The 23,665-nt window shown below is 69.2% G+C and carries 18 protein-coding genes and 1 pseudogene; 2 read left to right on the top strand and 17 right to left on the bottom strand.

Annotated elements, in window-relative coordinates; all coding sequences use genetic code 11:
- Positions 1–215: 215 nt before the first annotated feature.
- From ABZ484_RS14395 to ABZ484_RS14465, 15 genes and pseudogenes are all read right to left on the bottom strand, one after another.
- Entirely contained in the window at positions 216–1,580 is a 1,365-nt protein-coding gene (locus tag ABZ484_RS14395; RefSeq protein WP_358866189.1) for an FAD-binding oxidoreductase, read from the bottom strand.
- A gap of 178 nt (positions 1,581–1,758) precedes the next feature.
- On the bottom strand, positions 1,759–2,703 hold the full coding sequence (locus ABZ484_RS14400) for a dihydrodipicolinate reductase (RefSeq protein WP_358866190.1): 945 nt from the start codon (positions 2,701–2,703) through the stop codon (positions 1,759–1,761).
- A gap of 442 nt (positions 2,704–3,145) precedes the next feature.
- Complete coding sequence (locus ABZ484_RS14405) at positions 3,146–4,246, bottom strand: phosphotransferase family protein (RefSeq protein ID WP_358866191.1); 1,101 nt, start codon at positions 4,244–4,246, stop codon at positions 3,146–3,148.
- Positions 4,246–5,484, bottom strand: coding sequence for an acyl-CoA dehydrogenase family protein (locus ABZ484_RS14410; protein WP_358866192.1), 1,239 nt, complete (start codon positions 5,482–5,484; stop codon positions 4,246–4,248). The genes ABZ484_RS14405 and ABZ484_RS14410 overlap by 1 nt, the downstream gene beginning before the upstream one ends.
- A 27-nt stretch (positions 5,485–5,511) precedes the next feature.
- On the bottom strand, positions 5,512–6,294 hold the full coding sequence (locus ABZ484_RS14415) for an SDR family oxidoreductase (protein WP_358866193.1): 783 nt from the start codon (positions 6,292–6,294) through the stop codon (positions 5,512–5,514).
- Positions 6,295–6,297: 3 nt separating this feature from the next.
- Complete coding sequence (locus ABZ484_RS14420; RefSeq protein WP_358866194.1) at positions 6,298–7,977, bottom strand: AMP-binding protein; 1,680 nt, start codon at positions 7,975–7,977, stop codon at positions 6,298–6,300.
- 41 nt (positions 7,978–8,018) lie between these two features.
- Entirely contained in the window at positions 8,019–8,432 is a 414-nt protein-coding gene (locus ABZ484_RS14425) for a hypothetical protein (protein ID WP_358866222.1), read from the bottom strand.
- Positions 8,430–9,473 (bottom strand): annotated as a pseudogene (locus ABZ484_RS14430) (AMP-binding protein); the annotation flags it as partial. The pseudogene ABZ484_RS14430 and the gene ABZ484_RS14425, both read right to left, overlap by 3 nt.
- Positions 9,474–9,674: 201 nt before the next feature.
- Positions 9,675–10,826 carry an aminotransferase class III-fold pyridoxal phosphate-dependent enzyme gene (locus tag ABZ484_RS14435; protein ID WP_358866195.1) on the bottom strand — a complete coding sequence of 384 codons (1,152 nt, stop codon included), beginning with the start codon at positions 10,824–10,826 and terminating at the stop codon, positions 9,675–9,677.
- 123 nt (positions 10,827–10,949) lie between these two features.
- Positions 10,950–12,065, bottom strand: coding sequence for a Zn-dependent alcohol dehydrogenase (locus ABZ484_RS14440; protein ID WP_358866196.1), 1,116 nt, complete (start codon positions 12,063–12,065; stop codon positions 10,950–10,952).
- A 29-nt stretch (positions 12,066–12,094) separates the two neighbouring features.
- Complete coding sequence (locus ABZ484_RS14445) at positions 12,095–13,453, bottom strand: NAD-dependent succinate-semialdehyde dehydrogenase (protein WP_358866197.1); 1,359 nt, start codon at positions 13,451–13,453, stop codon at positions 12,095–12,097.
- Positions 13,454–13,479: 26 nt separating this feature from the next.
- Positions 13,480–14,184: a transporter gene (locus ABZ484_RS14450; RefSeq protein ID WP_358866198.1), complete on the bottom strand. Its 705-nt coding sequence runs from the start codon at positions 14,182–14,184 to the stop codon at positions 13,480–13,482.
- Positions 14,181–15,575, bottom strand: a complete 1,395-nt coding sequence (locus tag ABZ484_RS14455) for a flavin monoamine oxidase family protein (RefSeq protein WP_358866199.1) — start codon at positions 15,573–15,575, stop codon at positions 14,181–14,183. Before ABZ484_RS14455 ends, ABZ484_RS14450 begins: the two co-directional genes overlap by 4 nt.
- Positions 15,559–16,494, bottom strand: a complete 936-nt coding sequence (locus ABZ484_RS14460; protein ID WP_358866200.1) for an alpha/beta hydrolase — start codon at positions 16,492–16,494, stop codon at positions 15,559–15,561. Before ABZ484_RS14460 ends, ABZ484_RS14455 begins: the two co-directional genes overlap by 17 nt.
- Positions 16,487–18,022, bottom strand: coding sequence for an NAD(P)/FAD-dependent oxidoreductase (locus ABZ484_RS14465; RefSeq protein WP_358866201.1), 1,536 nt, complete (start codon positions 18,020–18,022; stop codon positions 16,487–16,489). Before ABZ484_RS14465 ends, ABZ484_RS14460 begins: the two co-directional genes overlap by 8 nt.
- Positions 18,023–18,598: 576 nt before the next feature.
- On the opposite strand from ABZ484_RS14465, the gene ABZ484_RS14470 reads away from it, so the two are divergent.
- Positions 18,599–20,128 (top strand): APC family permease, encoded by a 1,530-nt coding sequence (locus ABZ484_RS14470; RefSeq protein ID WP_358866202.1) that lies wholly within the window; start codon positions 18,599–18,601, stop codon positions 20,126–20,128.
- Here ABZ484_RS14470 and ABZ484_RS14475 read toward each other — a convergent pair.
- A complete protein-coding gene (locus tag ABZ484_RS14475) occupies positions 20,067–20,675 on the bottom strand; it encodes an XRE family transcriptional regulator (protein ID WP_358866203.1) in 609 nt (202 codons plus the stop codon). The two genes, ABZ484_RS14470 and ABZ484_RS14475, sit on opposite strands and share 62 nt — an antisense overlap.
- 329 nt (positions 20,676–21,004) lie before the next feature.
- Here ABZ484_RS14475 and ABZ484_RS14480 point away from each other — a divergent pair, with 329 nt between their 5' ends.
- Positions 21,005–22,240, top strand: a complete 1,236-nt coding sequence (locus ABZ484_RS14480; RefSeq protein ID WP_358866204.1) for a helix-turn-helix domain-containing protein — start codon at positions 21,005–21,007, stop codon at positions 22,238–22,240.
- A 39-nt stretch (positions 22,241–22,279) separates the two neighbouring features.
- Here the strand turns inward: ABZ484_RS14480 and ABZ484_RS14485 are convergent, their stop codons facing one another.
- Entirely contained in the window at positions 22,280–23,569 is a 1,290-nt protein-coding gene (locus ABZ484_RS14485) for an MFS transporter (RefSeq protein ID WP_358866205.1), read from the bottom strand.
- Between the last annotated feature and the right edge of the window lie 96 nt (positions 23,570–23,665).

Consider the following 23,665-nt stretch of genomic DNA (forward strand, 5'->3'; position numbering starts at 1 on the left):
TCTGCGACCGCGGGGGCTCGACGGTGGCGCGGCCTCCGCAGAGGAGGTCGCGCCGGCTCTCGTCGGCGAGCAGCGGCCTAGGTTCTGTCGTCACATGTCAGGCCCGCACCAGGAGTGATGCGAGGGCGACGACTGCTTCGTAGGACTCGGCGGTCTTGTCGTAGCGGGTGGCGACCCCACGCCACGTCGTCACGGACCAGGCGCCACCCAAACCTTCAGGAGTTCCCGCGCTGGCGACGACGGAGCGTCCGCCGGGCCAGCGTCCTGCTGCCGTTGAAGAAGTCGTTGAACCGGTCGATCCCCCAGACGGCTCGGAGGACGAGCGGCTGCAGCAGCAGCGACATCGACGGCGAGTACTTCGCGGCGTCCGACCAGATGCCGGCGAGGTCATCCGGCATCTCACCGTCGACGATGTAGTCGGCGATCTGATGGGCCACGTACGGCACCTGGCAGAGGCCGTGGCCATTGCAGGCCATCGAGTAGAAGACGTTGTCACCCACCTGCCCGGCAGTTGACAGCCAGTCCGGGCTGATGCCGATCCAACCGCCCCAGGCCCGCTCGATGGCCACGTCGGACAGCGACGGGAACCGATTGGCCAGATCCTTCCCCATGTCCTGCACGACACGGGGATCCGGGACCCGGTCCGGGAGCGGGAAGGCCGGGCCTCGCTGCGCTTGGCGGACCCCGCAGACGATGGTGTTGCGCTCGGTGAGCCGGTAGTGGGTCATCAACTGGTGCTGGGTGATGATGCCGGACCGGCTGGTCCAGCCCAGTGCGGCGAGCCGCTCCGGCGCGATGGGTTCCGACTCGATCTCGATGACGTACAGCGGCGTCGCGAGGTTCTTGGGCCAGATGTCCCACTCGCCGCCGTAGACGTTGGTTGCAAGCACCACCTTGTTGGCCCGCACGGTGCCATGCGGTGTCGTGAGCTCGACGGTGCTGCCTGTCCGGCGGACATCGCTCACCCGCGACTGCTCGAAGACCTTGGCCGCGGAGGCGAGCAGCGCGCGACGCACACCACGAGCGAGCTTGCCCGGGTTCAGCATCCCGCCGATGGATTCCCGCATACCGCCCACGAAGCCGGCAGGGAGGCCGAGTTCCTCTCTGCTGCCGACAGTCCCGTGCCCACCGAAGGCGCGCAGGACCGCCGCCTGGGTGCGCACCCTGAGCATCATGAGGGGTGAGACCGCACCCCACACCAGGCCGTTCGCCACATAGTCGCAGTCGATGTCGTGCGTCTTGATGAGGTCTTCCACGTAGTGGCCCGCGTGCTCCGCCAGTTTGACCATGGCCGGCACCTTCTTCGGGGACTGGAGGCTGAGCATCCGCAGGTCACCACCCGGTGCCCCGGCGATCTGACCGCCGTTGCGCGAGGCTGAGCCGTATCCGCAGAACTCGGCCTCCAGCAGGACCACGTCCTGGTCACGCTCCGCGAGGCGCAGCGCAGCCGCCATGCCACCCATGCCGCCGCCGATGACGGCGATGTCACAGGTGAGATCGCCGTCCAGTGCAGGCTGCACGTCGTTCGGCCGGTCGATCCAGCCGGTGAAGCTGCTGTATTTCGTGTCGTCGGTCCTCATGCTGTCCTGGTCTCGTTTAGGTGGGGTGTTTGTCCTACGTCATGCTTCGCGCCAAGACCTGCTCGGCACGCGCCGCAAGCCCTCGTTCCCGTCCAGCAGATCAACCGTGACGGGCGTCTCTTCGACGAGACGTGTGAAGATGGCGAGCAGCAGGTTTTCCGTCTTCTGTGTCTCCGTCTCAGTTCTGAGGAGTGGTGGTTCGGAGCGGGGCCCGGGATGCTCGGCGTTCTCCCTTGGCCGCGAGCGCGCGGGCCGGGAGGTCTGCCATCGACAGGAGTCCGGGTCGTGCCTCGACGACCGCGGTGGCGGCGTTGGCAGCCGCCGCGATCGTGCTGAGGAAGGAACCGAAGCCCACGGAGGAACGAAGGTCGATGACCTGCTCCTCACCGACGATCCGGTAGTCGTCGCCCGCGGTCACCTCGTCGGCCGGCTCGAAGAACCCGAATGTGATCTCCAGGTCGATCACCGTCTCGCCCTTGAGCACGCCGCGGGCGGCATGGGTGACGGCCGAGATCTGACCCGGCTCGATGCGCCTGTGCCGCCCGACGCGCGGCGAGGTCGTCACGACGGCGGGTTCGACCTCGCCCACGTCCACCGAGTCGAGATCCCACCCGAGCCCCGCCGCGAGCGCTCCGAGGGCCTGCTCGAAGCCGTAGTGGCCGACGACCTCGCCCCGGCTGCGAGCCTTCTCGAACTCCTCCGCGGTCAGACCGAGGCCGAACTTCGACAGGATCGCGCCGTAACGCGACATGTTCGTCCGTCGGCGGATGCGCACGTTCTCCACGCGCTGGGTCAGTGCGGTCAGCAGGAGGGGAAGGGTGTCCATCAAGGTGCCCGGGTTCGCCCCGCTGCCCAGGGCGGTCACGCCCTTCGCCCTGGCCGTCTCGTCGAGCCGCCGGGCCAGGTCGGGATGGCTCTGCCAGGGATAGGCGAGCTCTTCGCAGATGCTCAGGACGTTGTACGAACGCTCCAGCAGCGGCAGCAGGGTGCCGGCGACCTGGTTCAGATCCGAGGTGGTCGCCACGATCGCGAGGTCGGCGGCGGGCAGGCCGTCCAGGTCGCTCACGACGAGGATGCCGATCGCGGGGCCATCAAGTAGCACTCCGAGGTCTTGACCAGCCACGCGGGGGTCCTGGTCCACTGCTCCGACGATCTCCACGTCCGCGCGTTGCAGCAAGGAAGAAGCGATGGCCCGACCAGTGGCACCGAGACCCACAATGACAGTCTGATTACTCAAGGGCACTCCCCTGGGCGCCCAAGTCGGCACGCCCACGACACGGTGTTTAGCAATACGAAACTTCGCCTGTGGCGGTTACCTCGTACCTCACTGTCGCCAGCCACGGCCGCAGTGGAAACGACACTGAGCACCCGCTTCCCCATGGGTACGGTGCACGGTGCACAAGCCGGTCACGCCCAACTCGAGCAGCGAGACAACGCCATGACGGCTGAGTGTTGGACGCCGTCGAGGAGTTCGATGTGGTGATCATCGGAGCGGGGATCTCCGGGATCGACGCAGCCACCACGGCGAGGTTGCTGAAGCGCCCCGTACCGGGACGCGTCGGGTGTCAGCGGCGGCTGGTCGCCGTCAAGCTGGCGTACCGCCCGGCCCGCTCCAGGAGCCGGGGGACACCCGTTTCGAGCGACGGTCCGAAGACCGTGTCGTTCGGACGCTCACCGCGCTGCCAGCGGGTGTAGATGGCCTCGCAGAAGATCGCCGCCTTCCACAGGGCGAGGGTCTGGTACCAGGGCAGCGGGGTCAGGTCGAGGCCCGTGCGGGACTGGTAGCGCTCTGCCAGCCGGCGCTGGGTGAGGTAGCCGGGTGACCGGGTCACCCGGGTGAGTTCGAGCGGGGTGGCAGGGTTGCCGGCCTCGGACCAGGTGGCGGTGAGGTACCCCAGGTCCGCGAGCGGGTCACCGAGCGTGGCCATCTCCCAGTCCAGGATCGCGAGGACCCTGGCCGGCGCCTGGGGCGCGAACATGAGGTTGCCCATGCGGTAGTCACCGTGCACCACCGAGGCGGCCTGGCTCCTCGGCAGGTTGCGGGCGAGCCAGTCCGCGATCGACTCCACCGCGGGCAGGTTGCGGGTGGTGTTGACCTCCCACAGCCCGCGGAACCGGTCGACCTGGCGACCGAGGTATCCCTGGGGCGAGCCGAGGGTGGCGAGTTCCCCTTCGGTCACGTCGATGCCGTGCAGGGCGACGAGCGTGTCGACGACCTCCTCGCTGGTGGCCCGGCGCTGTTCGATGGGGGAGAGGTGGGCCGGGATCGTGTCGGTGACGACCGTCCCGTCGAGCCGGGACATGAGGTAGAACGGCACGCCCAGCAGCGACTCGTCCTCGCAGACCGCGAGGATCTCCGGCACGGGCACCCCGTGCCCGCCGAGGATCTTCTGGATGCGGGCCTCGCGCACCATGTCGTGCGTCGACTTCGGCAGCGGCGGCCGCGGGCCACGGCGCAGGACGACGGACTCGCCGCCGCGCTCGATCAGGTAGGTCACGTTGGAATGGCCGTCGCCGATGCGCTGCCACGCGAGCGGGCCGCTGCCGATGCCGTGTGCGTCGAGGAAGCCGGCGACCGCGTCGAGGACCAGGAGCGGAGGGCTGTCGAGGCGGCGGGCGCACTCCCGGTCGGCGACGACTTCCACCCCGTCGGGAACGGTGTGCATCACGCGCCCCCGTCCCGGCCGACGACGGCGTCGCCCCGGTACGGCTCACCGGCGCGGACCGCGGCGGCGCGGCCGGTCGAGGCCCGGCGGGCGACGGCCCACCTGTGGGTCTCGTTGGAACCGTCGTAGATGCGGAACGAGCGGACCTCGTTGAGGTACTGCGCCAGCGGGAGCCCGTCGGAGACCCCGTCCCCGCCGCAGATCTGGATGGCACGGTCGATCACCCGGAAGATCGCCTCCGAGCAGTGCACCTTCGCGATCGAGGACATCGCGGACCCCGCCTTGGGGTCGCTGTTCAGCAGCGCCGCGGTCTTGGTGATGATCGCGTCGGACGTCTCGACGTCGATGACCGACTCGGCGATCAGGTGCTGGGCCAGGCCGAGGGAATCGATCGTGCCGCCGAACAGCTCTCTCCTTGCGGCCCGGTCCAGCGCGATGTCCTGCGCCCGACGCGCCAGCCCCAGCCACCGCATGCAGTGGGTGAGACGCGCCGGCCCGAGCCGTACCTGGGCGTAGCGGAAGCCGAGGCCGACCTCGCCGAGCACTGCCTCGTCGGGGACGAAGCAGTTCTCGAGGTACAGGTGGGGGTGGCCGCCGTCGATGGAGCGGTCGACGGTGTGGATCGCCTCGCCGACCCGGATGCCGGGGTTCGTCATGTCGACGAGGAACATGGTGGCTCCCTCGGGGGAGCCGTCGACGGCCGGGGTGCGTGCCATCACGATGCAGAATCCGGCGCCGCCGGCGCCGCTGGTGAACCGCTTGTGGCCGTCGATGATCCAGCCGTCGTCGGCACGGACGGCCGTGGTCCGCAGCGCCGCCGGGTCGGAGCCCGCTCCGGGGTGGGGCTCGGTCATGCCGAAGCAGGACCGGATCTCGCCCGCGGCCAGGGGTGCGAGGTACCGCTTCTTCTGTTCCTCAGTGGCGATCAGGTGGAGCATGTGCATGTTTCCCTCGTCGGGGGCCATGCAGTTGAGCGCGCTGGGGCCGATCGGCGAGTAGCCGGCCTCCTGCAGGATCGGGGACCAGTGCTCGATGGGTACCCCTTGTCCGCCGTACTCCTTCGGCACGAGCGGCGCGAAGACGCCGGCCTCCTTCGCCGCCGCCTGCAGCCGGTCACGGGTGGCCTGGTCGAGACGTCCGCCCGGTGCGGGTTCGGCGTCGATGACGACCTCGCGTATGAACCGGCGCGTGCGGTCGCGCAGTTCGGCGACCTCGGGCGGAGGATGAGGGAAAGTCATGGCTGTCCTTTGTCGGGTGAGCGCGGTTTACGCGGTGCCGCCGGCGACGGTGAGCCCGCCGTCGACGGTGAGGATGTGACCGGTGACCCAGGAGGAGTCCCCCGAGGCCAGGTAGGCCACGGCGGAGGCGATGTCCGACGGGACGCCGAGGCGCCTCATGGGGTACTCCGCGGCCACCTCGGCCTCCTTGCCCTCGTACAGGGCCTCGGCGAACCGGGTCTTCACCACCGCGGGTGCCACGGCGTTGACACGGATCTCCGGGCCGAGCTCGACGGCCAGGGTCCTGGTCAGATGGGACACCGCCGCCTTGCTCACGCCGTACAGGCCGATGCCGGGCGCGGGGGTGTCGCCGGTCACCGAGGAGAGGTTCACGACGGTGCCGCGGCGGTCGGTGAAGCCGAGCTTCGGGCAGGCGACCGCGTCCTGCACCCAGGCGAGGGTGGCGAGGACGTTGACCTCGAGGACCTTGCGGGCGACGTCGAGGTCCAAGCCGACGACGGGGCCGTACGCCGGGTTGATGCCCGCGTTGTTCACGAGGACGTCCAGTCCGCCGAACTCGCGGGCGACGGTGTCGAAGACCTCGCGGCGGTGCTCGGGGTCGTCCGCCTTACCGGCGACGGTGATGACGCTGCCCCGGGGGAGGGCGGCGGCGGCCTCTTCGAGCGGCCCGGCCTTGCGCGCGGTCAGGCACACGCGCGCCCCTTCGGCGACGAGCCGTTCGGCGATGGCGAGACCGATGCCCCGGCTCGCTCCCGTCACGATGGCGGTGCGGCCCGAGAAACGGCCGCGGTCGGTGTGGTTCTCGTTCATGGGTCAGTCCTTCAGGGGCGATGCCGGCCCGGTGCCGTCGAGGCCGCGGAGCTCGGCGCGCCGGATCTTGCCGCTCTGGGTCTTGGGCAGGTCGGCGATGAAGTGGATCGTGCGGGGACACTTGTAGGCGGCCAGCCGGTCGCGGGAGAAGGCGATCAGCTCCTCCGCCGTCGCGTTCAGACCCGCCTTGAGCGAGACGTAGGCGACGACGGTTTCTCCGCGGTACTCGTCCGGCTGCCCGACAACCGCGGCCTCGAGGACCGACGGGTGCTCGTACAGCGCGTCCTCGACCTCGCGCGGCCAGACCTTGTACCCGGACACGTTGATCTGGTCCTTGAGCCGGTCCACCAGGTAGACCCAGCCCTCCTCGTCAATGACGGCGACGTCACCGGTACGGAGCCGGCCCTCCGGCATCGTGTGCCGAGTGGCCTCGGGCTTGCCCCAGTACCCGGGCACCACCTGCGGCCCGCTCAGTTCGAGTTCGCCCTGCTCCCCACTGGGCACCGGGTCGCCGTGCAGGTCCACGACGCGTGCCGTGAGGTGCGGCAGCGGCTTGCCGACGGACAGCGTCCCGCTCGGCAGATGGACGGGGGCCCTGCTCCCCGGAGGCACGGCGATGACGGCGGACGTCGTCTCCGTCATCCCGTAGCCGTTGTGGAGGTAGACGCCGAACCGCTCCCGGAACCGCTCGACGGTCGCCGGCGGGATCGGCGCGCCCCCGGAGTACAGGGCCTTCACCGACGCGAAGTGCTCCGGTCCCGCCTGCGGAAGTTCGTAGATCGCGTTGTACGCCGTGATGGAGCCGATCGTGTAGGTCACCCCGTGCTCGGCGAAGGCCTCCAGGGCGACCTCGGGGTGGAACCGGCCCGTCAGGACGAGCGTGGTGTCGGTGAGCAGGGAGATCGTCGCATTGACCACCGCGCCGGTGATGTGGAACAGCGGGGCCACTGCGAGCACGACGTCCCCGTCGCTCACGTCCATCCACGACGCACAGGTCGTCACCACGCTCAGGACGTTGCCGTGGGTGTTCATGGCGCCCTTCGGCGGCCCCGTCGTTCCCGACGTGTACGTCAGGAACGCGACGTCGTCGCGGGTCAGCTCCACGGGCGAGGGAGCGCGGCCCTCGAACTCGTCGATCAGCGCCACCAGGTCGCCGTCCGGCGCCGGGGCGTGGCGTTCCGTCGTCGCGAAGGCCCGTGCGTCGTTCCTCGACTGGTAGTCCAGCGCCGACGTGCTGACCAGCCATCGGACCGTGCTCCCCGCGAGCGTGCCGAGCGTCTCGTGCACGTCCGCGTCCGCGCAGACGACCCCGACCGCCCCGGAGTCGTCGATGATCCGGCGGAGCTCCTGGCGCCGGTACATCGGATTGAGTCCCAGCGCCGTGGCCCCCAGCTTCCACAGGGCCAGCAGCACCAGCGCGTACTGCGGAACGTTCTGCAGGTACACGCCGACGCGATCGCCCCGTCCGGTCCCGCGGGCCTCGAACGCGGCGGCCAGGGCGTCGGATGCCGCGTCCACCTCCCGCGCGGACAGGGCACCGTCGAAGTAACGGAGCGCCGTGCCGTTCGGGTTCTTCGCCACGCGCGCCTTCCAGGCGGCCGCGAGCGAGTCGGGGGCCGCATCCGTCCCCTTGCCGAACCCGTCGAGGAACGCGTCCCTTCGCCGACCCTCATCCACTGTCATCTGCCGTCCTCCCCACCGTACGAATGCGCTTGTCTTTCCGGTCACGTGAGTTCGCGCTTGAGGATCTTTCCGGTGGACGTCATCGGCAGCGTCTTGACGATCTCCACGATGCGCGGGTACTTGTAGCCGGCCATTTGCTCCTTGCCCCAGGCGATCAGCTCGTCGGGGCGGACCTCGGCGCCGCGGTCGAGGATGACGAACGCCTTGATCTCCTCGCCGTGGCTCTCGTGCGGCACGCCGACGACCGCGGCCAGGCTGATCGCGGGGTGCGTCATCAGGACCTCCTCGATCTCGCGCGGGTAGACGTTGAAACCACCGCGGATGATCAGGTCCTTCGCCCGGTCGACGATGTAGTAGAAGCCGTCCTTGTCCCTGCGGGCCAGGTCGCCGGTGCGGAACCAGCCGTCCCTGACCGCGTCGGAGGTGTCCTCGGGGCGGCCGTGGTAGCCCTTCATCACGTTGTGGCCCTTGACCGCGATCTCCCCGACGGCGCTGCCGGTACCGTCGTCCTCGACCTCCGACCAGTCCGGCTTGACGAGCTTGACCTCGACACCCCAGATCGGCACGCCGATCGACCCGGGCCGCGGTTCCTGCGCCGGATCGCTGAAGGTCACCACCGGCGAGGTCTCGGAGAGGCCGTAACCCTCCAGGACCTGGACGCCCAGCCTCTCCCTGACCTGTCTGATGAGCTCCGCGGGGAGCGAGGCACCGCCGGAGACGCCGACGCGCAGGTTCCTCGCGATCCTCTCGACGTCGACGTCGTCGCTGAGCGCCTGCAACAGGCCCCACCACATGGTGGGGACGCCCGCGAAGAAGGTGATGTCCTCCTGCTGCATCAGGGACACCGCCTGCCGGGCGTCGAACCGCGGCAGCAGCACCAGTGTGCTCGCCGTCGAGAAACCGGCGTTCATCTGCACGGTCGCGCCGAAGGAGTGGAACAGCGGCAGTACGACCAGATGGGTGTCCAGGGCCGGCCGGTTCTCCAACAGCCGGTTGCACGCGAGGGCGTTGAGGACCAGGTTGGCGTGGGTGAGTACGGCGCCCTTCGCCTGTCCTGTCGTCCCACTCGTGTAGAGGAGCACGGCCGGGTCGTCCCCCGAGGTCCCGACGCTGTCGAACGTCGTCGCCGTGCCCCGCAGCGCGGCGCCCATGGTCTCGACGCCCTCGATCGGGCTTTCCGCCGCGGGATCGGCGGTGATGAGGAAGAAGTGCTCGCAGCCCGGGGTCTCGCTGAACCCGGCGTGTCCCTCCGCACCCATCGGCAGACCCGCGTCGCCCTCGAAGCAGAAGTACGCCTTCGCCTCCGAGTCGGCGAGGTGGTAGGCGACCTCCCGGCCCTTGAGCAGGATGTTGAGCGGTACGACGACGGCGCCGGCCTTGAGGATCCCGTAGTGGACGATCGGGAACCAGGGCACGTTCGGACAACTGAGCGCGACCTTGTCGCCGGGCCAGATGCCGCGGTCGACCAGGAGGTTGGCGATCCGGTTCGCGGCGGCCTCGACCTGGGCTTAGGTGAGACGCGTCGGGCCGAGGACCACTGCGTCCCGGTTCGGGTGCGTGCGGGCGGAGTCCTCGAGCAGGACCGAGAGGTTCAGCATGGTGTCTTCCGGGAAAGTGGACCGGGCCAGACCGCGGGGAACGGGACATACGGCCTGGCCCGGGGCGGGTGGGGCGTTACAGATGGCTCGATGCGGACGTCACAACTTCCGCAGGAGCCGGTCGAGGGCCTCGGCCGTCGCCTCCATGTCGGCGGTGGTGTGCGCCGTACTGAGGAAGATCTTGCCGGACGGCATGAACAGGAAGCCCTGACGCAGCATCCCTTCGAGGATCTCGGTCCAGATCCCGCCGGTTCCGTGGAGCCCGGTGGCCCCGCCGGTGGGAACGTACTGGAGGAGCGAGCCGATCCTGTTGAAACGACCGAAGTCGGGAGACGCGCCGAGCAAGCCACCGACGAGGGCCTCGAACTCGGACGAGGTCCGCTCGAGCAGTTCGTAGACCGCGGGATCGGCCAGGACGCGCATCGTCGCCTCGACGGCCGCCAGTGCGATCGGGTTGGCGTTGAAGGTTCCGGCATGAACGACGCCGGCCGTCACCTGATCGACCAGCTCTGCTCGGCCGACGACGGCGCTCTGGGTGAAACCGCCGGCCATCGCCTTCCCGAAGACGGACAGATCGGGGAGCACGCCGTACTTCTCGGCCGCCCCGCCCCGTGCGACCCGGAACCCGGCGATCACCTCGTCGAAGACGAGGGCGACGCCGTGTCGGTCGCAGAGGGTCCGCAGCGTGGACAGGAACTGCGGTGTGGGTGCTTCGACGCCGGCGTTGCTCATCACCGGGTCGACGAGCACGGCCGCGATGTCGCGCTCGACGGACTCGCTCAGCAGGCGCTCGGCCAGGTGCACGTCGTTGAAGCGCGCTACGACCAGGTCGTCAAGCACGCTGGTCGACTGCCCAGCTCCGCCGGGAGCCGCGGGGCGATCGCAGTCGTCCTCGGACATCCCGGCGTACACGGTGTCGTGCCAGCCGTGGTAGCTCTTGGCGAACTTGAGGACGCGGCGCCGCCCGGTGGCGGCTCGCGCGAGGCGCAGCGCGACCTGCACCGCTTCGGTCCCCGTGTTGCTCCACAGCAGTCGCTCGCCGTGCGGCACGGCCTCGAGGACCGCTTCCGCCGCGAGATATTCGAGTCGGTGGCCGGTGCCGACGACCTGCATCTTCTTCGCGACCTCGGACACCGCGGACACCACCCGCGGGTCACCGTGGCCGAGGACGAGCGGGCCCCAGGCCATCACGTAGTCGATGTACCGGTCGCCGTCCAGGTCCCAGACGTGCGCGCCCCGTGCCTCTTGCACGAAGAGCGGATGGGGAGGCATCGCGGCGCGAAGGCCCGACCCCACACCCCCGCCGATGCTGCGGCGGGCTCGCTCGAAGGCCGAGCGTGATGATGCCAGGGCCATGGGATTGCCCCCTGCCTTTCAGTACGTGATCACCGAGCGGATGCCGATGCCGCGCTTCATCTGGTCGAACGCCTCGTTGATGTCCTTCAGATCGATCACACGCGTCACGAGGGAGTCGAGATCGATGCGGTGGTTCATGTAGTGGTCGATCAGCATGGGGAAGTCAGAATCCGGCTTGCTGGAGCCGTAGTTCGAGCCGATCAGCGAAAGCTCCTGATCGGACATGACGAAGGGGTCGATGGAGATCCTCACGCCGTCCGCCACCTGCCCGGCGACCACCGCCGTGCCGCCTCGTGCCAGGACCTCGTAGGCCGATTCGATGGTGCGCGGCAGCCCGATGGCCTCGATGGCGATCTCCACACCGCGTCTGTCGGTGAGCTGGCGCACCCTGTCGGCGAAGTCCTCGCGGGCGTTGTTGATCAGGTCGGTCGCACCGAAGACGCGTGCCTGCTCGAGCTTCTCGTCGGAGATGTCCGCGGCGATGATCTTCCGCGCGCCGGCGAGCCGGGCGCCCTGGATCGCGTTCAGGCCGACGCCGCCGCAACCGAGGACCAGCACGGTGTCGCTCGGACGCACCTTGGCGGTGTTGACGGCCGCGCCGACGCCGGTCGTGACGGCGCATCCGACCAGAGCCGACTGCGGGAACGGGGCGTCGTCCCGGATGGCGATCGCGGCCGATTCGGGCACGAGGGTGTACTGGCCGAACGTTCCGAGGCCCGCGAAGCTGTACACGTCGCCCTGCTCCGCGGACGTGACCCGGGTCCGGCCGTCGAACGACAGGTGGTTCGCCGAGTGCCGGCTGACCATGTCACACAGGACCGGCCGGCCACTGATGCAGTACTGGCAGCGGCGACATGAGGGCGTCCAGGACAGCACGACGTGATCGCCCTTCTTCAGCGTCGTGACACCTTCGCCGACGCTCTCGACGATCCCGGACCCTTCATGGCCGAGGATCATCGGCGCAGGAACTTCCCATTCGCCCGCGAGCACGTGAAGGTCGCTGTGGCACACCCCGCTCGCTTTGAGCTGCACGAGCACCTCGCCGGGCGGAGGCGTCGAGGGGAGAGTCACTTTTTCAATGGTCAACGGTTCGTTCGGCGTCCTGAAGACAGCGGCGTCGAATTCGATGGTCATGGCAGGTTTCCTTCTGTGCGGTGCGGCGATCAGGTCCGGGCGGTGCGGATGAGCTTCTTGTTGGCGAACTCGTCGATCCCGCCCCGGCCCAGTTCGCGGCCGAAACCGGACCGCTTGACCCCACCGAAAGGAAGTTCCGCGCCTTCGAGGCCGACGCCGTTGACGAAGACCATGCCGGCGTCGATCCTGTCGGCGACGCGCAGCGCCTGCTCGGCGTCCGTCGTGAACACGTAGGAGCCCAGCCCGTACGGGGTCCCGTTCGCCAGCTCGACGGCCTCGTCCTCGGATCCGACGCGGTAGACGGTCGCGACGGGGCCGAAGAGCTCCTCGGCGGCCGACGGCGAGGTCGGCGAGACGCCCGTCAGAACGCCGGGCGGGAAGTACGCCCCTTCGCGCTGTCGAGCGGAGACGAAGGTCGCCCCGTCAGCGACGGCTCGCTCGACCTGGTCCTCGACGTACTCGGCGGCGGCGACCGAGGAGAGCGGCGCCAGCCCGTCGGTCAGGGCGAGCACCTTCTCGGTGAACTTGTCGACGAAGGCGTCGTAGACGTCCTCGGCGACGATGAAGCGCTTCCCGGCGTTGCACGCCTGCCCGGCGTTCTCGAACCGCGCCTCGACCGCCGCCTGGACCGTGGCGTCGAGGTCGTGGGTCGACAGCACGATGAAGGGGTCGGAGCCGCCCAGTTCGAGCACCACCTTCTTGAGGCTGCGCCCGGCCTTCTCGGCAACCTCCGCGCCGGCCCGCTCCGAACCGGTGAAGGAGACGCCCTGCACCCTGGGGTCCGCGATGGCGCGAGCGATCTGCTCGCCGGTGGCGTGGACGTTGACGTAACAGCCCTGGGGGAAGCCCGCGTCCGTGAACAGCTGCTGGAGTGCCTCGGACGACTCCGGGCACTGCGACGCGTGCTTGAGCACGATGGTGTTGCCCAGCGCGAGGTTGGGCGCGGCAAAACGGGCCACCTGGTAGTACGGGTAGTTCCAGGGCATGATCCCCAGCAGCACGCCGATCGGCTGGCGACGGACGAAAGCGGTGCCCTCTCCCTCGAGGAGCTCGATCGGTTCGTCGGTGAGGAACTTCTCCGCGTTCTCGGCGTAGTACCGGTAGATCGAGGCGCTGAACTCGACCTCCGCGACGGCCTCGTCCACCGGCTTGCCCATCTCCCGGTGGATGATCTCGGCGAGCTGCGCGCTGCGCTCGTCGTGGAGGGCGGCGACGGCGTTCAGCAGCTGGGCGCGCTGTTCCACGGAGGTCTGCCTCGACCACTGCGCGTAGGCCTTGGCTGCCGCGTCGACCGCCCCCTCGACGGCCTCGTCCGTCGCGGTGGGGTACTCCTTGACCAGCTTGCCGCTGGCGGGGTCCACCACCGCGTACGCGTGCCTGTTCGCCATGCTGACTCCTTGTTCGTTCTCGGGGTTCATGCGAGGGTTTCGGTCGCGCGGGCCGGGTTCGCGTCCAAGGCCGCGTTGTGGTCGTGCAGCGCGCGGTAGGCACGGAAGTAGACGAATCCCTGGGTGCCCCACGTCGCGAGCGCGGCGGTGTAGAAGATGGTGCGGTTCGCGTCGTCGAAGGACAGGGGGAAGAAGTCGTAGGTGATCGCGATGGTGGTCCCGGCGGCCGTGACCAGCCCCGTCCAGATCGCCTGCCACCTTGCGCCCGCGTCCCAGAGCCGCTTGACGAAGTACCCGAGGAAGACCGCCGTGAGGAGATTGACGACGACGTAGAACACGGCGACCGAGAACGCGGCGCGGTCGGCGTGGAGATCCGCGCCGTGGAAGTGCCGCAGGAACAGGCCGGCCGCGGTCGCGACGGCGAACACGCCGACATCGACGCCGAGGCTCGGCTTGTAGCGATGGGTGACCTTCATCAAGCCCATGATCAGGATGAGCGTGATGCCGACCGACCTGGAGAACGCGTCGAAGAAGTACGCCACGTCGTACAGGACGCTGCCGCTGTCGGCTCCGAGCAGCGACCAGAGCAGGAAGTTGCTGCCCGACGTCGCGACGACCATCCACTCGAGACCGAGGAGGTAGTTGCCGTACCGGCGGATGAACCTCCAGCCGTAGAAGTAGCCGGCGAAGATCATCCACAGGTCGGCCAGCAGGAACAGCGCTTCCTTCATCGCAGCGCCCCCTCTCGCACGTCGCGGGACAGGAGGGCGGCGACGCGCTCGGCGGCACGCTGGCCCGTCAGAACCGCGCCGTTGATGGTGCCGGCCCATTCGCCGGCGGTTTCGGTACCGGCCCAGTGGATGCGCCCGTGGGGCTCGGTCAGCGCCTTGCCGTAGCTCGTGGTCGCATAGGGAGCGACGGCAGGGTTGGGGCCACCCGGGGCGAACGGCTCCGATCCCCAGCAGTGGTCCACGTAGTCGATGGGGTTGCGGGCCTGCGGACCGTAGAGGTCGACGAGCTGCTGGATGACCCGCTCGCGTCGGGTCTCGGGGCTGAAGCCGTCGAAGACGCGCGGATCGCAGAAGGCCATCAGCACGCCCGGTCCGCGGGGGGCGGGTGACACGTCGAAGGTGATGAACACGGTTCCGGTGTCGGTCACTGCCTCACCGGAGAGTCCGCCGGCCCGCCAGAACGGCACGTCGTACGCCACGAAGGCCTTGCTCAGCACGCCCATGCGCCAGGTGCGCGTGAGGCCTTCGGCCTGCTCGGGCAGAGCGGGCGAGAACTCGATGGCGGCGCGGTGCGCCGGCGCGGCCGTGACGATCGCGTACCCGGCGCGGATCTCGCCGGAATCGGTGTGGACGGTGACGCCGTGGTCGTCCTGCACGACACGGCGCACCGGAGTCGCCAGACGCACGCGGTCGCCGAGGCGCTCCGCCACCCGCTTGGCGATCTCCTGGGTGGTCTCGACGAACCGGTCCTGCTGCTGGCCGCCTTCGACGTCCAGCATGTGATCGATTCCGCCCGCCGCACGGATGTAGCGCAATGCGTGCAGCAGGGAAACATCTCCCGGGGTGCAGCCCCACTGCACCTTGCTGATGACGGTCATCAGCGCGCGGGTGCTGGGCAGCGCGTTCTTCCGGTCGAGCCACTCGCCGAACGAGATGGCGTCGAGCCGGCTCGCCTCGGGCGACTCCCACGCGGCGTCCACGTCGATGGTCGAGACGAGCTTGTTCACGGCCAGCTGCATGCGGGCCATGTCCACCAGGGCCGCGGGGGAGATCTTGGGGATGGTGCCGCTGTAGGTGCGGCGCCGGCCTGCCATCCAGAGCACGTTGCGGCCCTGGTCGAACTGGCCGGTCGTGGTACACCCCACCCGGCCGGCAAGGTCCCGGATGGCAGTGTGGCGCCGTGCCACCCACGTCGCTCCGAGGTCGACCTTCACGCCTGCCACCTCGCCGGACAGGGAGCGGCCTCCGACCCGGTCGCGGCCTTCCACGACCAGGACGGACTGCCCCATACTCGCCAGTCGCTCGGCAGCGCTCAGGCCGGCGAAGCCGGCACCGACGACCACGACGTCGACCGAGGTGTCCGCGGAGCCGGGCTTACGAGATCCGGACATGGTTTCCTCCTTCGCCCACGCGGTCCGCGTGCTGGGAGATGTACTGGGTGACGGGCCCGACGAGGGCCTCGGGGATGTGGTGGCCCATGCCGGGAATGACCACGTGCTGGGCCGAGCGGATCGCCCTCACCGTCGCTGCGCCGCCGCTCGGGTGGACCAGCAGGTCCCGGTCGCCGTTGATGACCAGCGTCGGTGCCGTGATGGCGCTCAACTGGGCCGTCCGGTCTCCGGAGCGCTGGATCGCCTGGACCTGGCGCGCCACGCCGGCCGCCGGGTCACCGGCGCTGCGGTCCCAGCCGCGGGCCGCGATGGCCGCCTCGGCCGCGTCGTCGATGGGGTATCCCGTCCCCGCGATGTGCCGGGTGAGCCGCAGGTGGGCCCGCACCGCCGCGGTTCTGGTCCTCGCCGGCGGGGCGGCGAGGAGCCGGATCGTCGACAGCGCGGGCTGGCCCACTTTCTTCGACCCGGTGGTCGAGTAGATGGAGGTCAGCGACAGAACGCGCTCGGGGGCCGTGGCCGCGATCGTCTGCGCGATCATCCCGCCCATCGACCGCCCCACCACGTGCGCTCGCGAGATCCCGAGGCAGTCGAGTACGCCCACGGCGTCCTCGGCCATGTCGGCGAGCGCGTACGCGTCGCTGCGCGGGCGCCCGGCGAGCTGACGCCACAGCGCCGGAGGGGGTGCGGCGACGAACGTCGACTGGCCGACGTCACGGTTGTCGATCGCGACGACCCGGAAACCGCGGGCGACGAGCGAGCCGAAAAACGCGTCGGTCCAGAAGGTGAGGTCCTCGCCCATACCGGCGATGAGGAGGATGGTGGGGTCGGCCTTGTCGCCGACGTCCCGGAAGCAGATCCTCATCCCGGAAGGCAGGGCCGCGTACCGGTCGGTGCTCTCCGCGCCGCTCGTCTCAGACATGGGTGGCTCGCCTCCCACCGAGCGACTGCGTCGCGGGCGCCCGACGGGAGCCGAACTCGAGGTGCTCGTCGGCCACCGGGCCGCGCAGGGCCTTGGCGTCCTCGGGGTAGGACATCGCCATCCGCCAGGGCTTTTCGGGGCCCTGCTTGGGCATGCGCTTCTCGCCGCGCTTGGCGTAGCCGGCCTGGAGGTCCATGACGGGCCTGCGCTCCGTCCCCGCCGGTGCGACCGGAACGACCGTGTCGTATCCGCGGTCGTCCATGTGCCGGACCAAGTCGATGAAGTAACGGCACATCAGGCTCACCTTGAGCGTCCAGGACGAGGTGGTGTAGCCGATCGCCATCGCCCAGTTCGGAATCCCGCTCAGCAGCATTCCGCGGTAACAGAGCGCGTCCGCGATGTCGACCTGACGCCCGTCGACCACGATGGGCATGCCGCCGAAGAGCTGCAGGTTCAGCCCCGTCGCGGTGACGATGACGTCCGCTTCCAGCTCCTCGCCCGAGCTCAGCACGATTCCGCGTTTGCTGAACCGCGCGATCGTGTCGGTGACGACGGTCGCGGAGCCCTGCTTGATCGCGTCGAAGAAGTCGCCGTCCGGCGCCAGACACAGCCGCTGGTCCCACGGGTCGTACGGCGGATTGAAGTGCTTGTCGACGTCGAACCCCTTCGGCAGCCGCTTGATGTTCTCGCGCCGGATCAACCGGCGCCCGGCCTTCGGGAACGTCCGCAGTCCCTTGACGACGGCGCGGTCGAGCCAGATGTTCTTGAACCGCGTCACGGCGTACCCGCGCTCCTCCCCGAGCACCTTCGTGAGCGCCAGGGCTACCTTGTCGACGCGAGGCATCGCCAGGACGTACGTCGGGGTCCGCTGCAGCATCGTCACGTGCCGGGCGGCGCCGGGCCCGGTGGCCATGGCCGGCACCAGCGTGATCGCCGTCGCGCCGCTGCCGATGACGACGACCTTCATGCCGCTGTAGTCGAGCGTCTCGGGCCAGTGCTGCGGATGGACGATCGTGCCTTCGAAGTCGTCGCGCCCCGGGAACTGGGGGGAGAACCCCTCGTCGTACCGGTAGTAGCCGGTGGCGGCGAACACCCATCCGGCACGGATCGTCTTGGTCACGGTGCCGCCGGCGGGGTCGGCTGCCTCGACGGTGAGGGTCCACCGCGCCTCGTGCGAGGACCATTCGGCCCCGACGACCCGGTGGCGCAGCCTGATGAGGGGCTCCAGGTGGTTCTCCTCGACCGTCTCCCGGAGGTAGTCCCGGATCAGCGGCGCGTCGGCGATCGCGGCTTCATGACGCCACGGCTTGAACTCGTAGCCGAACGTGTGGAGGTCCGAGTCCGAGCGGATGCCCGGGTAGCGGAAGAGATCCCACGTGCCCCCGATGTTGTCGCGGCCCTCGAGCACGAGCAGGGACTTGCCGGGGAGCTCCCGGCGGAAGTAGCTGGCCGCACCGATTCCGGAGATCCCCGCTCCGATGATGATGACGTCGAACTCCTCGACGGCGTCAAGCACCTCAGTTGTCATGGTGTTTCCTCGCTGTTCCCGGGGTGGTGATCTCACTGTCGCCAGCCGCGGCCACGGGCGGAACGACAGCGTGCACCGGCTGGGCCCGGGGCTCGGTGCACGATGCACAAGCCGGTCCGGCAGCACCGCCCTCAGGCGTTGGCGGCAGCCCGGTACGACCTCGGCCGAGGTCTCGGCGGCTCTCGAAGAAGCCGGGAACCCGCGGATCTGTCTGACATGGCCGACCTCGCCGCATCCCTTGCGGTGACTTCACCGGCGTGATAGTCGTTTGCGGCGTTTACCAGTACTAAACACCTGCGGCAGTGCGTGCCTCGCTCCGGGACGCGACCGGGCTCCGTCCCAGAAGGTCGCGGCTCTCTCCGGTAGCCGTCGCCTGCGGCCACCTCATCGGCAGGCTCTCTCCGGGTCGATCACCGGATGGACGCCGCTTACCTGGCCGGAGAAGCAGAACCCGGACCGCGTCGCCCTGCCGCGGGGCAGTCGCGCCGGTTCGCCCCGTGTGGCCGTACCCCCGCACCTTCCCATCACCCCACCACGACGAGCCGGCACCGGCCCGTGAGCTGAAAGGTGGTCGCCATGGCCGACCTCTCCGAGACAGGGCACTTCGAAGCACCCGGCAGGGAAGCAGGCCCGGGCAACCCGCTGCACCGCGGGCTCGGCGTACCGCAGATCGTGTTCATGGTCGTCGCCGCGGCGGCGCCGCTCGGGCTGGTGGCCGGTGGGGTGCCGGTCGCCTTCGCCGTGAGCGGCAGCCCGGGAATGCCCCTGTTCTTCGCGCTGACCACCGTGATGCTGCTGATCTTCGCGGTCGGCTTCACGCTGATGGCGGGACGGGTGCGCAACGCGGGTGCCTTCTACGCCTACGTCCAGGCCGGCCTGGGCCGGATACCCGGTCTCTCGGCGGCGACCCTGGCGCTCTTCTCCTACACGCTGATCCTCGTCGGAGTGAACGCCTACGTCGGCGTCGCGACGAGCAATGTCGTCGAGCGGTACGCCGGCATCAGCTCCCCGTGGTGGTTGTGGGCGTTCGTCTCGCTGGGGATCATCGCTTTCCTCGGCTATCGGGACATCGAACTGAGCGCCAGGGTGCTCGGTGTGGTGCTGGTGCTGGAATCCCTCCTGCTCCTGGTCATGGACCTCCGCATCGTGGGCCACGGTGGCGCCCATGGCCTGACGGCCAAGCCCCTGTTGCCTTCGATCCTGGGGGAAGGCTCCCCGGGCCTCGGCATGATGTTCGCCTTCTTCGGGTTCATCGGTTTCGAGGCGACGGCCGTGTTCCGGGACGAGGCCAAGGACCCTGACGTCACCGTTCCGCGAGCGACGTACGTCGCGATCCTGGTCGTCGGGATCTTCTACTCGTTCACCGTGTGGGCGGTCGTGGTGGGTGTCGGCGTCGACGCGGTGACCGGCGCCGCGAAGGCCGACCCCGAGGGCGTGGTCATGGCGCTGGCGCGGAGCTACGTCGGACCCGTCTGGTTCGACGTGATGCAAATGCTCATGATCACCAGCCAGTTCGCGTGCGCGCTTGCCTTTCACAACGTTGTGACGCGCTACCAGTTCGCGCTGTCCCGGGCCGGTGCCCTTCCGGCGCGGCTGAGCGTCGTTCATTCCCGGCACCGGGCGCCGTCTGCGTCGTCGGGCGTCGTCTCGGCGGTCGCGTGCGTCACCACGCTCGTCGTCGTCGCGCTCGGCCTGGACCCGATCGCGAACGTCTACGCCTGGTTCTCCGGCGCCGCCACCCTCGGCATCGTCCTGCTCATGGCGGCCACCAGCCTCGCGGTGATCGGCTTTTTCCGGCAAGTCGATGAGCAGGACGGGCAGTGGTCGGTGTGGCGCACGGTCGTGGCCCCGGCCCTGGCCTTCCTCGGCCTGACCTGCGTGGTCTACCTGGTGGTCGCCAACTTCCCGCTCCTCGTCGGAACCACCGAGGGCGCTTGGGTGATCGGCGGGTTCGTCGCCCTCTCGGCCGTAGCCGGCTTGGTGCAGGCGCTCGTGCTGAGGACGTGCCGTCCGGCTGTCTACGAGCGACTCGATGCGGGCGGCTCTAGGAAGGTTCGCGGGCGACACGAAGGAGCGGAGGCGACAGGACCCACAGGACCTCGCTGATGGTCGTGCCCGGATTGTCGAACTGATGCAGCGTCCGACCGGAGAACGAGGTGGACACACCGGCTGACAGCATCCGGGTCTCACCCCCGACGATCAGCCGGGTCGAGCCGCTCAGTCCCAACGCGAAGATCGTGGTGGTGTCGAGCCGATAGGGGCCACCCGTTCCCCCGCCTGGTTCGATCACCGAACGGAAGACCTGGAACGCCGTGGCGCTGGCGGGCGTGAGCAGGTACTCGGTGACTCCTTCACCGCCCATGTCGATCCGGCTCCCGCCCTCCACGACCTGCTCATCAGGGTAGGCGAACAGCTCGCCGACCCCGATCTTCAGCACATCGCAGACTCGCAGCAGCGTCGCGACGGACACGTTGGTGAGACCACGCTCCAGCTGACTCAGGAAGCCCTTGGTGACGTCTGCCTGATGTGCGACCTCCGTCAATGACAACCCGCGGCTGAGCCTGATCTCCCTCAGTTGCGCGCCCGTGGACGCTTCGAGGGCAGGGGAGCCCTTGGCTGCTCCGCCTGCTCTTCCGCTGTCATCGATGGACATGGTGTGCTCACCGCCCGTCCTGACGTCGACGTCATGGGGCCTTCGGGAGAAGCGGCGAAGGCGTCGCTGAACCCCTTGCTGCACCCCCGACGGCGTGATAGACCTTCCGCCGTTTACTCATACTAAACACCACGCTGCTGGAGACCCCACGCGGAGCCGGATGCCGCCGCTGCCGCACGGTCGTAGCGGCCCGACGCCTTTCGCTGCCGTCGGCCGGCGGCATGACACCCGACCTCGCCGGCGGCCGTGCCGCCGGCCGGCCCTTCCTCTGTCCGTGACACGGCACGTCGGGAGCGCCGGCTCCAAAGGATCAGAGGGAGACTTGAGAAATGGAAGATCTGTGGCCCCCGCCCTCCCGCGAGGTCGCTGATGCGATGAGGTCACTCTGCCAACGCCTGCTGACGCAGACGGACGCCCTGATCGACGCCTTTGCAAGGCCCTCTCTCGTGGCCCAGAACGATCCTGCCCTCCTCGCCGACGCCTCCCTGGTCGAGGAGGACCGGGAACTCAACCGCTCCGACATAGTCCAGTGGCTGACCGCGAACATCCAGCAGCCGGGGCGGCGGGTGGAGCCCTACATCGGCCCGAGGACCACGGCGTACATCAACGATCTCGTCTCCCGCGGCATCGCACCCGACTTCGCCGGTGCCTGGCGTGTGGCACTGGGGATCGGCTGGCGGCGGTGGCTGGAGGAATGTGTGGCGCACTGCGCCGACCCCGACCTGCTCGTGGGGGTCCTGGACGTGTCGGGGAAGTCGCTGGTGCAGTACGCGCTCGATTCGGTCGCTGCCCTGCGCGAGGCCGGCCTCGCCGCCGCGATGGGCAATGCGGGTGCCGATGCGATCGCACTGATCCAGCTGATCGCCAGCGGGGCGCCGATGGCGGAGGACCTCGCCGAGGGGCGCCTGCGGTACCGGCTTGCACGGTGGCACGTGGCTCTCGTGTTGTGGGTCGACGATCCTGAGCACGTCGATGCTCTGGACGAGGCGATCCCGGCCGCGCGTTCCACTGCCGCAGGCCGAAGCGCCCTGGTGGCGCGTGCCAGTGCGACTTCCCGGTGGATCTGGCTCTCTGGGCCGGGTGTCCCGGACCTTCATCATGTGGAGAAGGTCCTGGCCATGGCCGACAAGGTGCGCGCGGCGGTGGGAAGGCCTGGACGTGGACTCGAAGGGTTCAGGTCCAGCCACCAGGAGGCTCTCGCGGCGCAAGCGCTGATCACCCGCCTCGGGTCCGACCGGCGGTTCACCGCCTACGCCGACGTCGAGTTGATCGACGCGCTCACGAAGGACCGTGCCGGCGCACGTCGGTTCGTCCTCAACACTCTCGGGCCGCTGGCCGAAGCCGACACAGCACTGCGTCAGGCACTGCTCACCTACGTGCAGTGCGGCTTCAACACCACCCGGGCTGCCGCCAACCTCTACGCGCACCGAAACACCGTCGAGCGGCGGGTCTCGCGCGCCAACGAGCTCTCGACCGTCAAGGTGGAGGACAACCCGACCCACGTGGCGGCGGCGCTCCTTGTGCTGGACATCGCGCCCGACATCGTGGCGAACGGATCGCGCTGAGCTCACGTCACGGGGCGTGGCGAGCAGACCGAGCTGAACTCACGTCATGGCTTCGGGGTGCTCGAGCTTCCTGAACCAGTGAAGTGCCGGAAGAGCGAGCAGGGTAGCGGCGGACAGGACCCCGAAGGCGATCTCGGGGCGGGCGACGAAGAGTCCGACCGCCGTCGCCAGCAGTACTCCTCCCAGATTGCCCGCCATCCAGATGAGCCCGGCCGCCGTACTCTCGGCCTCCGGTGCGTGCCGCTCGCTCAGGGAGAGCACGATGGGAAGAGCCGGGAGCAGCACGAAGCCTGTGCCGAGGAGCGTGAGGAAGGCCATGGGCGTGCTCGGCACCAGGGCGAGATGGAGGCAGGCCCCGGCCGTGAAAACGATCGCGAGGCCCATGACCTGGACCTCGCGGCCGTGCCGGTCCGCCCAGATGGGCACGACTGCGCAGCCGACCACACCGGCGATCATGGTCAGAGCGAGGATGAGGCCGGCGGTGGCTTCCGAGACTCCCGCCGGTGCCAACAGCGGTTGCACGAACGTCGCGAGAGCGATGAACGTGCCCATCGGGATGGCGACGACCGCGCACAGACGGCGTACGTGGCGATTGCCGAGTGCCGCGCGAAAGGCCCGGAGTCCGCTGGTCACGGATGCGGACTCGCGGCTCGTCCGCGGTGGGAGGCGAAGTGCCCCGACGAGACACAGCCCGGCGTCCATGGCGATCAGGGCGGTGATGAGGGTGAGGGTACGGATGTGGCTCTCACCCGGCAGGAAAGCGCCGAGCAGGTAGCCGAGGACCATGCCGGCGAACGTGGCGGAGGATGCGGCGGCGATTCCGGTGGCGCGGTGCTTTTCGGCGAGGTAGCCCACGGCAAGACCCGGGATGGCGTTCAGGATGAAGGGTTGTCCCACTGCGGCGACGACCTGTCCGATGAACGCCCAGGTGAAGTCGTCGGCAACCAGCCTCAGGAACGCCCCTGACGCAGTGAGTATCGCGCCGACCACGAGGGATGGACGGAGAAACCGGTCCAGCGCGATGCCGGCAGGGATGGCAAGGAGGACGTAGATCAGCGGGAAGACCTGGGACAGCAAGCCGATCGCGCCGATGGAAACGCGGAAGTGCCGCGCAGCGTCCTGCGTCACGGGCGCGTAGTTCACGAAGAGGGCCTGGGTCGCGGCCGCCAGGAGTCCGTAGGCGAGGAAGACCGACCACCGGCTCTTCGTGTGCTGCTCGACGTGCGGCGCAGTCGTGGTCGCGGCTACGCGGGCGTTCCCGTTCGCGCTGGTGAGTGTCGCGTGACGACCAAACGACTCGTCGCGCCTCCGGGCGCTGCGTCGGATCATGACTGTGGCGACTGCACCTACACCTACGGCGGCAGCTCCGCGCGCTCGTCGCCGAGCGGTCGTCGACTCCGGCATCTCATTGTCCTTGTCAGTCGA

Origin of the sequence: Streptomyces sp. NPDC006393, assembly GCF_040628575.1 — a bacterium.
Lineage (GTDB): Bacteria > Actinomycetota > Actinomycetes > Streptomycetales > Streptomycetaceae > Streptomyces.

Excerpts from the sequence above, each read along its gene's own strand:
- ABZ484_RS14415 (WP_358866193.1), bottom strand. The coding sequence starts at position 6,294 with ATGAACGAGAACCACACCGACCGCGGCCGTTTCTCGGGCCGCACCGCC.
- ABZ484_RS14425 (WP_358866222.1), bottom strand. The coding sequence starts at position 8,432 with ATGAAGGGCTACCACGGCCGCCCCGAGGACACCTCCGACGCGGTCAGG.
- ABZ484_RS14420 (WP_358866194.1), bottom strand. The coding sequence starts at position 7,977 with ATGACAGTGGATGAGGGTCGGCGAAGGGACGCGTTCCTCGACGGGTTC.
- ABZ484_RS14455 (WP_358866199.1), bottom strand. The coding sequence starts at position 15,575 with ATGTCCGGATCTCGTAAGCCCGGCTCCGCGGACACCTCGGTCGACGTC.
- ABZ484_RS14405 (WP_358866191.1), bottom strand. The coding sequence starts at position 4,246 with ATGCACACCGTTCCCGACGGGGTGGAAGTCGTCGCCGACCGGGAGTGC.
- ABZ484_RS14395 (WP_358866189.1), bottom strand. The coding sequence starts at position 1,580 with ATGAGGACCGACGACACGAAATACAGCAGCTTCACCGGCTGGATCGAC.
- ABZ484_RS14410 (WP_358866192.1), bottom strand. The coding sequence starts at position 5,484 with ATGACTTTCCCTCATCCTCCGCCCGAGGTCGCCGAACTGCGCGACCGC.
- ABZ484_RS14485 (WP_358866205.1), bottom strand. The coding sequence starts at position 23,569 with ATGATCCGACGCAGCGCCCGGAGGCGCGACGAGTCGTTTGGTCGTCAC.
- ABZ484_RS14460 (WP_358866200.1), bottom strand. The coding sequence starts at position 16,494 with ATGTCTGAGACGAGCGGCGCGGAGAGCACCGACCGGTACGCGGCCCTG.
- ABZ484_RS14470 (WP_358866202.1), top strand. The coding sequence starts at position 18,599 with ATGGCCGACCTCTCCGAGACAGGGCACTTCGAAGCACCCGGCAGGGAA.
- ABZ484_RS14475 (WP_358866203.1), bottom strand. The coding sequence starts at position 20,675 with ATGTCCATCGATGACAGCGGAAGAGCAGGCGGAGCAGCCAAGGGCTCC.
- ABZ484_RS14465 (WP_358866201.1), bottom strand. The coding sequence starts at position 18,022 with ATGACAACTGAGGTGCTTGACGCCGTCGAGGAGTTCGACGTCATCATC.
- ABZ484_RS14445 (WP_358866197.1), bottom strand. The coding sequence starts at position 13,453 with ATGGCGAACAGGCACGCGTACGCGGTGGTGGACCCCGCCAGCGGCAAG.
- ABZ484_RS14440 (WP_358866196.1), bottom strand. The coding sequence starts at position 12,065 with ATGACCATCGAATTCGACGCCGCTGTCTTCAGGACGCCGAACGAACCG.
- ABZ484_RS14480 (WP_358866204.1), top strand. The coding sequence starts at position 21,005 with ATGGAAGATCTGTGGCCCCCGCCCTCCCGCGAGGTCGCTGATGCGATG.
- ABZ484_RS14450 (WP_358866198.1), bottom strand. The coding sequence starts at position 14,184 with ATGAAGGAAGCGCTGTTCCTGCTGGCCGACCTGTGGATGATCTTCGCC.